General features: G+C 28.8%; 12 protein-coding genes. All 12 read right to left on the bottom strand.

The genetic code is table 11. The annotated features are described in order from the left end of the window. Position 1 precedes the first annotated feature (1 nt). The gene (locus tag DP68_RS07965) at positions 2-1,237 is read right to left on the bottom strand and encodes an O-antigen ligase family protein (RefSeq protein WP_052085710.1); all 1,236 of its coding nucleotides are present in this window, start codon (positions 1,235-1,237) and stop codon (positions 2-4) included. A gap of 15 nt (positions 1,238-1,252) precedes the next feature. Then, positions 1,253-2,491: an O-antigen ligase family protein gene (locus tag DP68_RS07960; RefSeq protein WP_035308243.1), complete on the bottom strand. Its 1,239-nt coding sequence runs from the start codon at positions 2,489-2,491 to the stop codon at positions 1,253-1,255. 113 nt (positions 2,492-2,604) lie between these two features. Continuing rightward, a complete protein-coding gene (locus DP68_RS07955) occupies positions 2,605-3,636 on the bottom strand; it encodes a glycosyltransferase family 2 protein (RefSeq protein ID WP_035308240.1) in 1,032 nt (343 codons plus the stop codon). A gap of 24 nt (positions 3,637-3,660) precedes the next feature. Then, positions 3,661-5,094, bottom strand: coding sequence for an O-antigen ligase family protein (locus DP68_RS07950; protein ID WP_035308239.1), 1,434 nt, complete (start codon positions 5,092-5,094; stop codon positions 3,661-3,663). A 31-nt stretch (positions 5,095-5,125) separates the two neighbouring features. Further along, positions 5,126-6,508: an extracellular solute-binding protein gene (locus tag DP68_RS07945; protein ID WP_035308237.1), complete on the bottom strand. Its 1,383-nt coding sequence runs from the start codon at positions 6,506-6,508 to the stop codon at positions 5,126-5,128. A 19-nt stretch (positions 6,509-6,527) separates the two neighbouring features. Further along, entirely contained in the window at positions 6,528-8,072 is a 1,545-nt protein-coding gene (gene murJ / locus DP68_RS07940) for a murein biosynthesis integral membrane protein MurJ (RefSeq protein ID WP_035308236.1), read from the bottom strand. A 13-nt stretch (positions 8,073-8,085) separates the two neighbouring features. Beyond that, positions 8,086-9,186: a glycosyltransferase family 4 protein gene (locus DP68_RS07935; RefSeq protein WP_035308234.1), complete on the bottom strand. Its 1,101-nt coding sequence runs from the start codon at positions 9,184-9,186 to the stop codon at positions 8,086-8,088. Positions 9,187-9,206: 20 nt separating this feature from the next. After that, positions 9,207-9,947, bottom strand: a complete 741-nt coding sequence (locus DP68_RS07930; protein WP_035308232.1) for an acyltransferase — start codon at positions 9,945-9,947, stop codon at positions 9,207-9,209. 28 nt (positions 9,948-9,975) lie between these two features. Further along, the gene (locus tag DP68_RS07925) at positions 9,976-11,082 is read right to left on the bottom strand and encodes a Gfo/Idh/MocA family oxidoreductase (protein WP_035308230.1); all 1,107 of its coding nucleotides are present in this window, start codon (positions 11,080-11,082) and stop codon (positions 9,976-9,978) included. 130 nt (positions 11,083-11,212) lie between these two features. Further along, entirely contained in the window at positions 11,213-12,529 is a 1,317-nt protein-coding gene (locus DP68_RS07920) for a nucleotide sugar dehydrogenase (RefSeq protein WP_035308227.1), read from the bottom strand. A gap of 108 nt (positions 12,530-12,637) precedes the next feature. Then, entirely contained in the window at positions 12,638-13,831 is a 1,194-nt protein-coding gene (locus tag DP68_RS07915) for a glycosyltransferase (protein WP_035308225.1), read from the bottom strand. A 20-nt stretch (positions 13,832-13,851) separates the two neighbouring features. Next, positions 13,852-14,958, bottom strand: a complete 1,107-nt coding sequence (locus DP68_RS07910) for a DegT/DnrJ/EryC1/StrS family aminotransferase (protein ID WP_035308222.1) — start codon at positions 14,956-14,958, stop codon at positions 13,852-13,854. Positions 14,959-14,980: the final 22 nt, after the last annotated feature.

The following is a 14,980-nucleotide window of genomic DNA, read 5'->3' as shown; positions in this document are numbered from 1 at the left end:
ATTACATAACTTCAAGCTTCTTTGAATTAATTGGTATGGATATAATAACTATAAATATTAAGATAATTTTAGGAGCTGAGAAAAAATCATCTACCATGTTCATTATGAAAACAAAAACTATAAAAGAAATATAAAATCCTCTATAAAAATTTTTATGTAAACTACTTGAAGTTTCATGTATGTATTTTCTTAGTTTCATAATTATAAATATTATTAAGCTTATAATCAATATAATTCCAATAACACCCAATTCAGCTTGCACCTGCAAAAATACATTATGAGGATGAAATATTTGATAATCTGAATACTTAAGTTCTGCAAATCTTTTTATATAGTTATCATATTGATAAGAAAAATTTCCTACCCCTACGCCCAATAAAGCATGTTCCTTTATCATTAACAATGTAGTTTCCCATAATTTAATTCTAGTAATATTTTGACTAAAATCATTAAATTCCGTTAGTCTCATTGAAATTTCAGGAATTAATAATCCTATTAGGAATACTCCTAAAAATGGCACTATAAACTTTTTATTATATATAATCACTACTAGTAAACATCCAACTCCAAAGGCCATCCATGCATTTCGCGAGTAACTCACGATTATATTAAATAAGCATAAAAATGAAACTATTATGTACAAGTACTTTTTTCTCTTTTCCTTTTCATAAATAGATAACATTATAAAAGGAAATATAAATAATATAAAAAACGCCCCAAGGTTATTGGAATTTTCAAGCAGCGATTCTACTCTTATTCTATTTACTCCTTCTGATGTTTGTTCTATTCCAATTCCTTTTATAGTATCAATAAAGGTTACTATAGATACTATTATTAAGGTGAATATAAAACTATTAAGTATATTATCTACATATCTTTTATTATGGGTTTGATCCTCAATTAAAAAGTATATAAATAAATACTTCATGTACATTTCAACTTCTGATATAGCAGAAGCCTTATCTGCAGAATAGGTTATACTAAATATCATCCATAGTGCGCATAAACTAAGAACAATATTACATTTATTTTTAAAAAATCTTTTAACTGAACTTATGGATTTATTTCTAATTTCTCTATTCAAAACCACTCCAAGTACATAATAGGCCATAAGTATACTTAACACAACATGTATATTTAATCCTACAACCTTATATTTTGACGTAATTGGTAATGCTATGAACAAAAAAATATATATACACAATAATATATTCAAAAAATTATAGTACATTTTCATAGTAATTATCTTCCTCTAACTCTCTTGATTCTTATATAATATTCCTTCAAAATTAGCTACTAAAATCCAAAAAAAAGCTATTACTTTAGGCGCAGAAAAAAAGTTATCTATAATATTCATAAAAACAAACGATATTACTGAAGCAAAAAATCCAGTATAAAATATCTTATAAAACTTAATATCAATTCTTTTTATAAATCTTACTACGTTAACAACTATACTTATAATTATACCTAAGAAAGCTGCTGTTCCAAATAACCCTAATTCAGATTGTATCTTTAAAAAAACATTGTGTGTATGAAAATTATCTGTTGGATAGTACTCTATTTTCTTTTTGTACTTTAACTTATATATATCGTACATAACCCTATAATTCCCATTTCCAACGCCGGTAAAGGGATGGTCTTTAATCATCATAAATGCAATATCCCATAATTTTATTCTAGATAAATTTTGACTTTTATCAGTAAACTCTAATAACCTATTATTTATTTGTGGAATTAATAATGATATAACGCCTAGTCCTCCCATGCCTAATATTATCTTCCAACTATAGGTTAAAGATAATATTATAATTCCTACTACTAATGCTAACCAAGCATTTCTTGAAAAGCTTAATATTATGTTTGTAAACGTTAATAAACTTGCTATTCCCAAATATAGTTTTCTTCTTTTTTCTTTTTCGTTTAACATTAACATTACTATTGGGAAAAATCCTATTACCATAAAAGCACCCAAATTGTTAGAGTTTTCTAAAGTGGAAAAAATTCTAGTTCTTATTCCATGTTCACTCTTTTGTATAAATCCTATACCTAGTATATATTCAAGTATACCTATAGAACTTATTAAACTAACTACGTAAATATATAGCTTTAGTATATTATTTGAAATATACTTGTCATTTAATTCATATTTTATTATAAAAAACAATGCTCCATATGTAGCAAATCTTATACTTTCACTTAATGCTAATTTTTTATCGGTAGAATAGGATACAGAAATTAGCATTATGAATATTAGTAAAGATATAAATATAGTCAAATAATTTGTAAAAAAGTCTTTTAATCCATATAGAAATCTATTTCGAACATTTTTAAATATTGCAAGCATAATTAAATAACAAACTATAAGCAAAGCTAATAATATATCACCATTAAAAGGAATATTACCTACTTTGAACTTGCTTGGAGCAATGGGTAATACAATCATATATATGTATAATAAAAAGCTTAAGAATCTAGTGCTTGTTTCCATTTTTATTCTCCTTTCAAACACATCTCGATTTATTGAAATGTCTCCCTATATATTATACACAAATTAAGCACACAAGGTATTGTAAAATTTCAATATCTGTGTGCTTATTATATTTATCTTGACATTTTTGTATTTTTTTCAATAGATTTCTTAGATTTAAATATGTAAAAGCTGAATATTCCATTTACAAATCCTAACCCATAACTTAGATGAAGAATAGGAAATATTGAAAATATATATGGAAATATACCCTTATTATTTTTAATTAGCTTTGATGAAAATATAATATCTCCTATTAAATATAAAAATATTTCTAAAAACCATAAATAAAGTATCCATTTATAAAATAATCCTAACCCTACTCCTAGTATATTTGTAGTAACAAATAATGCTGGAATTAAGTGTCTTATAGATGCCGGTCTTCCGTGCTTTTGCATTACTCTTACTTTCCAAAATCCATACTGATAATATTGCTTCCAGAGCTTTTTTAAAGAAGATCTGCTGTAATAGTAAGATTTTATTTTAGGTGATAGTAATATTTTATATCCATTTTTTATTACCCTAAAATTCAATTCATCGTCTTGATTTCTCACAAGCTCTTCGTCAAAATATCCTATTTTATTTAATACTTTTTTAAAATAGCATCCAAAGGCAACTGTATCAACAAACATTTCTTCCTTAGCATATCTAAATAATGCATTTCCGACACCAAACGGAGAACTCATTGCAGCAGAAATAGCTCTGCCTTTATTGTCTTCATTAATAGTTTCTATAGGTCCGCCAACGCATCCTACCTCTTTATTCTTAATAAGAGCATTTACATTTTCCTTTATAAAGTCCTTATCTGCATATGCATGAGCTCCAAATATTATTATTACATCAGCTTTGCTGTAGTTTATTCCTTTATTCATTCCTTTAGGTGCGGATAAGCCTTCATTATCTATAATCTTTATATTTGAATATTCCTTCATATAACTTTTTATAATTTCTCTTGTTTTATCTGTTGACATGCCATCACAAACAAGTATTTCATATAATTCCTTAGAATAGGATTGATTTATAAAAGATTCTAAACACTTTTTTATATAATTTTCTTCGTTTCTACAAGGAATTACTATAGACACTGTAAGGTTACTATTATTCATCTAAATCTCTCCTATAATTTGAAATTAGTTTTTTAAGCTTTTACTTTCTTCATTAAGTATAGAAATCAGGCCAAAAATTATAAATATCACGAGAGTTCCTGTTATTACTCCCTTATGATTAAATTCATTTCCTGTTAAAGTAGAAAATATAACATATATAAATACTGAATTAATCAAAGGTCTATTGTATGAATAACTTTTAAAGCATACTATTAATCTATTTAATATAATTGCTATAAATATTATCAAAGAAACTACTCCAAACTCTACTGCAATTTGCAATAAAATATTATGTGCATGTTCTAAAGGATAATGAGCAACCGTTGCGTTAAATCTTATATCCTCAGGCATTGCTAAATATCCCTGAAAGGCAAACTTTTTATATGCAATAGAAAAGTTACCTCCACCTATACCAAACGGATATTTCACAATCATAACTAAATCAGTAAATATCGATTGTAGTCTTGCCACTGCGGATTCGTTTTGTAAAAATGATGTAGTTGTTCCCCTATTAATTATGTATGAAAATATCGGCTTAAATCCAATCACTAATGGTATTAATCCTATATATAATATCTTTCTATACTTTTTACTTAGTAAAGCTATAAATACAGTAATTAATAGGCATAACCATGCCCCTCTACTAAATGTTAATAATATTGCAAATACATAGTTTAAAAGCATAAGACTTAAAAATACTTGTTTTCTTAAACTATTTTTTTTATATAACACTAACTCTAATAAAAGAGGAAATACAGTAATAAGTATACCTGCGAAAATATTAACGTTATGAAAACCATAAGTTAAGTAAATTCTATTGGACTTTATAGCTGATAAAGAAATTCCTCTACTAAACAATTGCAAGTAACCATATATACAGCTAAAACTTAAAGCTAATATTAAAGCATAAAACACCTTCTCTTTATCGTCCTTATTAAAATAGGCCATAAAACTTAATAAGAACATTATAGGTGTCGCAATACCTATATGTACCTCGCTTATCCCCTTCATTAAATCTGGAGAAAAAAAGCTGCTATTGATACAAAAGATTAAAAAGGTCAGTATTAAGACAATAAAATTAAAGTTTCTTTTATCATTTTTATAATAACTTGCAATCTTAACTTTTATATCTTTAAAACTAAATATGAAAAGTACTAACACATAAATTGTTTCAAAAGTAACTCTTAAAAAAAGCACATCAAAGTACACTATTCTTCTTACCGTTGTATAAATTGGTAAAAATAATATAAACATCAATATGGACAGTTTTTTATCCGTTTTTATTAATATCATATCTACTAATAATAGAAATAAAGCTGCAAACAGCATTGTACTAGTACCCATACCTATACTTTTCATTAGCATAATTGATACTATGAGAGAAACTAAAAAACATCCTATTAATATTTTATAATAATCTTTAATTGCATTTTTGAAGTAATTTATATATGTTTCCATTTACTTCACTTCTCCAATCTCAGTTTTCCTATTATTTCATTTTATAATATTCAAAATCAAATTTTTCTTTATCTATGGCAAAATCATAATATTTTTTATATTGATTATTTAAGTCTTCAATAACCTTTTCCACACTACTTTTAGACTTTATAGCATCTAAAACTAAATTGAGTTCATATCTTGAATTTCTACTTAAAAATATAGTAGGATCTAACCTTTGATTAGAAAAATCATTAACATCATTATATCCCGAATAAACATCATTGCTTATCATAGTATTATTAACGTTAATAGGCAATGCATTTCTTGTTTGCAAAATTTCATTATTTACTTCATTACTTACTAAATACTCGTATACCTTTTTTATGGCTTCTGTTTTCTTTGTTTTTTCCTGTATGATTTCCTCAGTATCGTCTTTTGTTTTTTCTATAGAAGTCTTACTTAAGACTAAGAAATTGGAGTTATTTGTAAAGTAATATTTACTTTTACTTTTTTCATCAACTTGCATTATGTTTGAAACTCCTACTTCAAAACCTAAAGGTAATATATTAGAAAAATATGCCTTATCTTCATAAGTACTTACCATCATTGCTATGTTTTCTTGATAAAACTCAGATCTTAATTGATTCTTAGATTTTTTATCAAAATCTTTTTCTAATATATCTTTTGAATATAAATTCCTATATGTATTTAGTATATCTTTTGCATAACTAAAGTCGTATTTTCCTTGTTTATAATTCCAAAAGGTTGTATAGATAGTACCTGAATTTACACTAGGCTGGCCTATAGCAATATTCATATCTTCATATTCCTTAAATGGGAATGCAAAGGCCGTTATATCTGGAAACTTACTTTTAATTTTATTAGAGTACTCTATTAATTCGCTCCAACTTTTAGGAGGCTTATTAGGGTCTAGTCCAGCTTTTTTAAATATCTCTTTATTCCAGATAAACTTCACGTTATTTTCCATAAGTTTAATACCTAAAGGACTATCTTTATAATATACGATGTTATCCTTATTCACTTTGTTAAGATCCATATTTATTTCATCTAAATATGCAATTTGATCGTTTTTCATCAGAGCATTAAACCCATATTCAAATATATCTGGTCCATAACCTGATGCAAGAGTAGTTCTTAAAGCATTATAATAATCCTCCTTATATTCGGAGAATACTATATGTATATTGTCCTTATTAGTATTATTAAACTTTTCTATTTGATAAGATCTTGTAGGAGATATAATGCTTTTTTTCATCCATAATCTTATTATAGTTTTATCTTTTAATTCAGGAGACAATTGCCTTTCTCCATAATAACTTTCATAAAAATTCATCCTATAAAATGCTGATATTGAAATCAATATTATAATGATTATGGTACATATAGCATACCTTATATTTTTTTTAATCATTATTTATCTCCCCTAATTCTTATTTTAATTTTTTATTCTTTAATAATCCTTTTATTTCTTCAACCCTCAATATTATTAACATAATTACATATATGAATGCACCTATTATAGTGCAAATTATTATATTTGACACTATAAACAAATTACTTTGAGGCATTATCTTATAAAGCATATTATAAGATAAAACTACTACTTCATACATGACTAACCCTGACGTAGCCATCTTTATAAAATTTATAAAAATTTTAAGATAGCTTACTTCTTTAATTCTTGCCTTAAGTTCAATAAATAATATTAAAGCTAAAATGGTTACAGATAAAGTGGTAGCTAGAGCTATACCATTTACCCCCATAATAGGTGCTAATATAACTACAAATAATATATTTACTACAACTAATATAAATCCATTTAACATAGGTACAAAAGTATTTTTCATGGCAAAAAACACCTTACCCAAAATGTCCATTAATGAATAACCAAAAGCAGAAAACGCTAAATATTTAAGGCATAAAGATGTAACTTTAGTAGCATTACTATCAAATTTCCCATGCTCTAAAACCACTTTAATTACAGGTTCACTTAAAGCTACTAGTCCAAAGATCAGTGGAATAGTAACAATCACTACCATATTTACAGACTTAACAAAAAGTTCTTTAAATCCTTTATGATCTTCTATAGCATATTTTTCTGTAAGTTTTGGATATAATACTGTAGTTATAGATACAATGAATACCTGATTTATTATAGTACTAAATTTACTTGCATAATCTATTACCGAAATACTTCCTGGTACTAAATTAGATGCAAAATTTTTAGATACCATAATATTTATTTGAGATACTGCACTGCTTATTAAAATAGGTATAGCTAATGCAAGCATCTTTCTTACATTAGGGTCTTTAATATCTATGTAAAATTTATATTTATAATTATTTCCCATAAAAGGTCTCTGTGTTAAAGCCTGTGCTATTGCCCCTACAAATACTGAAATTATTGCAGCAGTTATACCATAATATTTATAAAATACTATGAGTCCAATTATTATAACTACATTGGCTACAATTCCAGTTAAAGATGGCTGAATAAACTTTCCATAGGATTGCAAATATCCTGTATATAATCCACTCACTGCCAAAAATATTATAGATGGCATCATTATCCTTGTCATATCAACAGTTAACAAAAAATCCTGACCCTTAATTCCCCCAGCAAATAGCTTTACCAATTGAGGGGAAACTATTATTCCTATAACGGTTAAAATCACACATAAAATGGTTATTATATTTAATACATTATTAAAAAGCTTATTTGCTTCATCCTTATTAGATTTAACATTTGAAAATATAGGAATAAACGTAGTTACAAGCGCCGCTGCCACAGCACTAAAAAATACCTGTGGCATAGTACTTGCAATCTTAAATATATCCGATTCTCTAGTTGCTCCTAATTGTATGGCAACTATAAACTCTCTTAAAAAACCTGTCATCTTACTAACTACCAATATAATTGTAATAATTATACTGTACTTAGCTGCAGTTTTTATATCCTTTTTTACTTCAGACATACTACCTCCAAATTTACTCTAACCTTTTATAAGCTTCTAGAAGTCTTTGTTCACATACGTTCCAGTTATAAGATTTACATACCTTATCGTATCCTATATTCCCCATACGTGTTGCAGCTTCTAAATCCGTAGCTATCTTTGTAATAGCTCTTGCTATATCGTCCTCTGATGAAGGATCTGCCAAAACACCGCTATCTGGATTCTTCACTATTTTTTCTATCATTTCAAAGTTACTTCCTATTACTGCAGTTTTACTTATCATGTATTCAAATAATTTTATTGGCTCTGAGTTAACATATCTCCAATTATCTGGCTGAAGTAAAACAAAACCTGCATGAGCTTGTTTTAAATAATCAAATACTTCCACATGAGGTACTTTACCAACAAAGGTTACGTCTTTATTCTGCAATTCTTGTCTTAAATAACTTTCACATTTATTTTTAAAGTCCTCTGTTTCAAATGGGCCTACAAATATGTATTTACAATCTTCCTTTACGCTTTTTATAGCTTGTAGAGTTTTAAATATCCCTCTATCTTCCCTTAAACCACCTACATAAATAAATGTAGGCTTTTCATTGTAGTCCTTTAATACTTCTTGCTTTAATACAGGATAATTAGGCAAGAGAACTACATTTTTATTGTAGCTTTTAAACTTATTTATTAAAATTTCATTTACAGATATAATACAATCTGCATTTTTACCTAACATTTTTTCATAAGTATATATAGCTTTTTCTACAATTCCTTTTCCTAATTTAAAATGCTCCGCAAAGCCTTCTGGATGATATTCATGAGAATCATATATCGCCTTTGATCCTAATTCTTTTTTTAACTTAATAGCTACTTGAAAGGAATCAGGCTCATGAGCATGGTAAACATGAGCCTTTATTTCCTTTGCTATTTTAAACATATCATTCATAGGTCTAAATCTATCATGCCAGTTTTTTCTCTTTGCAAAGCATTTAACTATAACTCCATCTTCCGTAACAAAGTCCTTTTCTCCTGGAGCTACGATATATATTTCATCATATACCTTTTTTAAGGATAGTATTTCCTTATAATATATCCTGTTATCAAAAACATCGTGTCCTGATGTTAGCATACATATTTTCATTAATTACACCTCATTAGGTATTATTGATTTTTAAGAAGTTGATCTTCTGGCACTTGTCTTAAATATTTAGCTGGATTCCCAGCCACTATAGCTTCTTTATCCACATCTTTAGTTACTACACTTCCTGCTGCTACAAATCCATCTTCATGAATAACTTTTCCTGGTAAAATAATAGAACCAGCTCCTATTCTGCCGCCCTTTTTAACAGTAACGCCCTTAAACTTTCCAAATCGTTCTTTTGAGCGAGCTGCATAGTTATCATTTGATGTGGTTACACAAGGTGCTATAAATACATAGTCTTCAACTGTTGAATATGCTGTTAAATAAACGTTGGTTTGTATTTTACAATTAGAGCCAACTGTACAGAAATTTTCTATTGTAGTTCCTCTACCTATTATAGTTTTTGATCCAATAGTTACATCTTCTCTTACTACAGCTGTATCTGCAATAAGTGTTTTTTCACCTATTTCACATCCGCAGTATATTATAACGCCTGCTCCAATTAAACACTCATCTGATATTTTTGCTGGCGGCAGCTTCTTCTCATCTTTAAATATACTATTTACAGATCTCATAGGCTCTTTTCCTATTACAGCATTGTCATCAATTCTTACGTTATTACCTATTTTAGTACCTTTGTGAATAACTACATTATTTGCAATAATACAGTTATCTCCTATAGTAACCTCATCTTCTATTACTACAAATTTTCCCACAGTAACATTTTCACCTAAATTAGCAGTTTCGGATATATAATTCATATCTCTTTCTCCCCTACTTATTAAACTATTACTTATGAAGTTTATCTACATTTACCATATCCATTGTAGAAAAGTTTTCTAATGGGAATTTTACAGGCATTCCTGTAAGTCTTGACTTATAAGCTGCAAGTATTATAGACATACCTATTTTACCTGCTTCTCCATTTATAAGCGGCTGTCTATCATTATTAATAGCATCTAAAACATCCTTATAAAGTGCAGTGTGTCCGAAACCATAAACTGAATCTGGATCTTCTCCCTGCTCTTTTAATATTTCCTCTTCGCTATCTTTTCCATCAGCAAATCTCCAGTTTTCAATTTTATTTACAGCAAGACCACCTATACTTACTGTTCCTGTTTCACCAAATATACTTAATGTTTCTTCAAGATTTTTTGGATATACACAAGCAGTTCCCTCTATTATTCCAATAGAACCATTTTTAAATCTTATGATAATTGCTCCAAAATCCTCTGCTTCTATATCTCTTAGGAAAGTATCGCACTGTGCATATACAGTATCTATCTCTCCGCCCATCATCCATTGTAATAAATCTATATTATGTATACACTGATTCATTAGTGTACCACCATCAAGTTCCCAGGTACCTCTCCAAGGAGCTTGGGTATAATAACCCATATTTCTATTCCATAGTATTCTTGCCGTACCATTAATAAGTCTTCCGAATCTTCCTGAATCTACAGCTTCTCTTAATTTTTGTATAGGTTCATTAAATCTATTTTGATGACTTATACAAAGCTTTACATTATTTTCTCTAGCACATTTTATCATAGCATCTGCATCTTCTATAGAAAGAGCCATTGGCTTTTCAACAATTGCATGCTTACCCTTATTCATGCAATGTATAGTTATTTCAGGATGATATCCACTTTCTGTAGCAATAGCTACAACATCTATATCTTCTTTTTCTAACATTTCCTTATAATCAACGTAAATTCCTACATTTACTGGAGTATTCATTCCCTTTATGTATTCGGAAGCTTTAGATTCTGCCTTTTCCTTGTCTACGTCACAAGTAGCTACGAGTACTGCTTCTTCCTTATTGTTTATCAACGCTTCCACATGTTTATATGAAATTCTTCCGCAACCAATGATTGCAAACCTTAATTTTTTCACCCAAAACACCTCTTACCTTAATTATAAATTAGGATAAGCTATATTAAGCCTATCCTTTAACTTTACTCTTATGAATTTATTCCACTAAATTTTAGATGGAGTTTTTGCTCCATCTAAATTAAGTTTTATCCTATAATTTATAAATTTTTTCTCTATTATTTTTAACTTCTTTAGTAGCATTTCTAGTATCATATACAATCTTAGCTTTCTCTACTAAAGTTTCATAATCTATATTGCTGTGATTTGTAGTTATAACTACTATATCAGATTCATCTATAACTTCTTTCCAATCCACTGAATAGTATTGGTTGTTCTTATGCTCAAATTCTGGAACATATGGGTCGCAAATTATTACATCTGCTCCATGCTTTTCTAAGTGTTCTATTACCTTTAATGCTGGAGATTCTCTCATATCATCTATATCATTTTTATAAGCCACTCCCATTAAAAGTACCTTTGCTCCATTCATAGACTTCTTTTCTTTATTTAATAACTTCATAACATTATCCACTACAAATTCTGGCATTCTGTCATTTATATCTCCAGAAGTTTCTATAAGTCTTGTATGGAAGTCATATTCCTTAGCTTTCCATTCTAAGTAGAATGGATCTAGTGGTATACAGTGTCCGCCTAATCCTGGACCTGGATAAAATGGCATAAAACCATATGGCTTTGTTTTTGCTGCATCTATTACTTCCCATACATCTATCTTCATTTTATTACATAACATAGCTATTTCATTTACAAGCGCTATATTTATATTTCTAAATGTATTTTCAAGTATTTTTTCCATTTCTGCTACTGCTGGTGAGGATACTGTGTGTATTTCTCCTTCTAATACATTTCTGTATAATACAGCAGCCACTTCTGTACAATCTGGAGTGCATCCGCCTACAACCTTTGGAGTATTTTTAGTTTTAAACTGCTTATTACCTGGATCTACTCTTTCTGGTGAAAAGGCTAAGAAAAAGTCTTCCCCACATTTTAATCCTGTTTCTTCAAGTATTGGTCTTAACACTTCTTCAGTCGTTCCTGGGTATGTAGTACTTTCAAGTACTACAAGCATGCCCTTATGTAAGTATTTAGCTATACTTTTAGCAGAGCTTACCACATATGATAAATCTGGCTGTTTATATAAATCAAGTGGAGTTGGCACTGCAATGGATACTGCGTCTACTTCTGAAACAAAACTAAAATCAGTTGTTGCCTTTAGCTTTCCTTCTTCTATTATCTTCTTTAAATCAGCATCCACAACATCTCCGATATAGTTGTGTCCTTCATTAACCATTTCTACTTTTTTATCTTGAACATCAAAACCTATTACTTCGTATCCTGCCTTAGCTTTTTCTACTGCTAGTGGTAATCCTACATATCCGAGTCCCACTACTCCGAGTTTTGCTGTTTTATTTTCTAATTTTTCTATAAGCATATCTCTTAATTGTGACATGTTTTGAACCTCCTAGGTTTGTAAATTTAAATAACCACATAAAATTATACACTTTGTGATTAATATGGTCAAATTTTTTTATAATATATATTTTAAATAACATATGTGTTATATTTTTGGTATTTTTAAATGATTATTATATATTTTTATCATCTTATCTGCATTTATATCCCAAGTTAAATTTTCTTCTACACACTTTTTAGCATTTTCCCCAATTTGCTCTCTCTTATCCTTATCTTTTATAAGAGTTTCAAGTATATTATAAATTTCTTCATGACTTTTAGGACTAACCAAGAATCCATTTTCACCATTTATTATAATATCTTCTATTCCCTGACCTTTAACTCCTATAATAGGTTTACCTTGAGACATAGCCTCTATGTATGCAACTCCAAAACCTTCATTATAACTTGGTAGTGAAAATATGTCACATTTCTTTATGTAAGCAAACACGTCTTCATGCTTAACTCTTCCTATAAATGTAACATGTTTTTCTATATTTAATTCCTTAACTAGATTTTCCAGTTCATCTCTTAACGCACCGTCTCCTACTATTGTATAAATCAAATTAGGATACTTTTTAACTAGCTCACTGACTGCTTTAATATTAAACTCTAATCCCTTAATAGGTATAAGATTAGAAATGCTTAAAATTTCTAAGCAATCCTTATTAATGCTTTCTTCGCTACGATAATCAATGTACTCTTTGCTTATACCGTTATGAACTACAGTTAGTTTAGATGAAAACTCAAATTCCTTAACTATATTTTTCAACTTATTACTAACAACTACGATACTATCCACTGAATTTAAAACCTTAAAAAGCGCATTTTTAGTTTGTTCATTCTTATGTAAAGTTTGTTGAAAGTCTTGCCCATGTACAGTTACTACATGCAAAGCTTTATATTCTTTATTTATAAGCATTCCTGAATACCCATCTGGGAGAGCTACATGGCTATGAATAACATCAAATTTAAACTCTTTATATATATCAGCTATAGTAGTTTTTATCCCATTAAACATAAGTTTACCAGACTTATGAAATAAAAATCCTCTAGGAAACTCTATATATCTTGGATAATATACCTCTACCCCTTCTAAATCAGTTTTATTAGGAATTTCGGAATATAGTTTCCACTTTTTATTTAAATGTTGTAAAGGAAAAGGTGCCCAAGGTACTGGGCTTACCACTTTTACTTCACAGCCATTATTTATTAAAGCTTTGACTTGTTCATGAACAAAGATCCCTGCCATGGGATTAAAAGTTGAAGGATACATATGAGAAATAACTAAAACCTTCATTATTAATTCATCCTTACACATTAATTGTTATTATAAAAATCCTTTATACACTGAACTACATATTCTTGCTGCTCTGTTGTAAGTTCGGGGAACATAGGTAATGCTAATGCTTTTTCACAAGCTTTATCAGATATAGGTAAATCTCCTTCCTTATATCCTAAGCTTTTATAAACTTCTAAAAGATGGACTGGTATTGGATAATATATTGCTGTTCCTATACCCTTTTCATTTAAATATTTTGCAAGTTCATCTCTTCTTTCACATCTTATTACATATTGATGATATACATGTTTACAATTTTTATCTTCAAATGGAACTACTATATCAGTATCCTTTAATAATTCATGATACACTTGTGCTCTTTCATATCTATTTGAGCTCCATTCGTTTAAATAATTTAATTTGATTCTTAAAACCGCTGCTTGTATTTCATCTAATCTACTGTTATATCCTATAGCTTCATGACGATATTTTTCTTTAGCACCATGCACTCTTAGCATTCTTACCTTTTCTGCTAATTCATCACTATTAGTTACAACCATTCCTCCATCACCGTAACATCCTAAATTTTTTGTAGGAAAGAATGAATATGTTCCTGCTATACCAATAGAACCTGCCTTTTTACCTTTATATTCTGCTCCAATTGCCTGGCAAGCATCTTCTATTACAGGTATATCATACTTTTTGCTTATTTCCATTATTTTATCCATATCACACATCTGTCCAAATATGTGAACTGGTATAATTGCTTTTGTCTTATCAGTTATTTTCTTTTCTATACTTTCAGGGTCTATGCATAAAGTATTTTTATCTATATCCGCAAAAACAGGTGTAGCTCCTAAAACTGATGTGGTTTCTGCTGATGCAAAGAAAGTATATGGAGTAGTTATAACTTCATCTCCAGGTCCCACTCCTAATGCCTTTAGTATAAGCATTATAGCATCTGTTCCATTAGCAACTCCTAATGCATGTTTTACACCTGTAAATTCTGCTGCTTCTTTTTCAAATCCCTTTACATTAGGCCCCATGATAAAGTGAGTGCTTTCTAGCACCTCTTTTATGGCTTTATCAATTTTATCTTGAATATTATTATACTGAACCTTTAGATCCAATAGATCAACCTTCATATTGTTCTCCCCTTTTGCACTA

This window comes from Clostridium sp. HMP27, from assembly GCF_000765165.1.
Classification (GTDB): Bacteria; Bacillota; Clostridia; order Clostridiales; family Clostridiaceae; genus Clostridium_AK.
The sequence above is the reverse complement of the archived record's forward strand: the minus strand, read 5'-3'. Positions and strand labels throughout refer to the sequence as shown.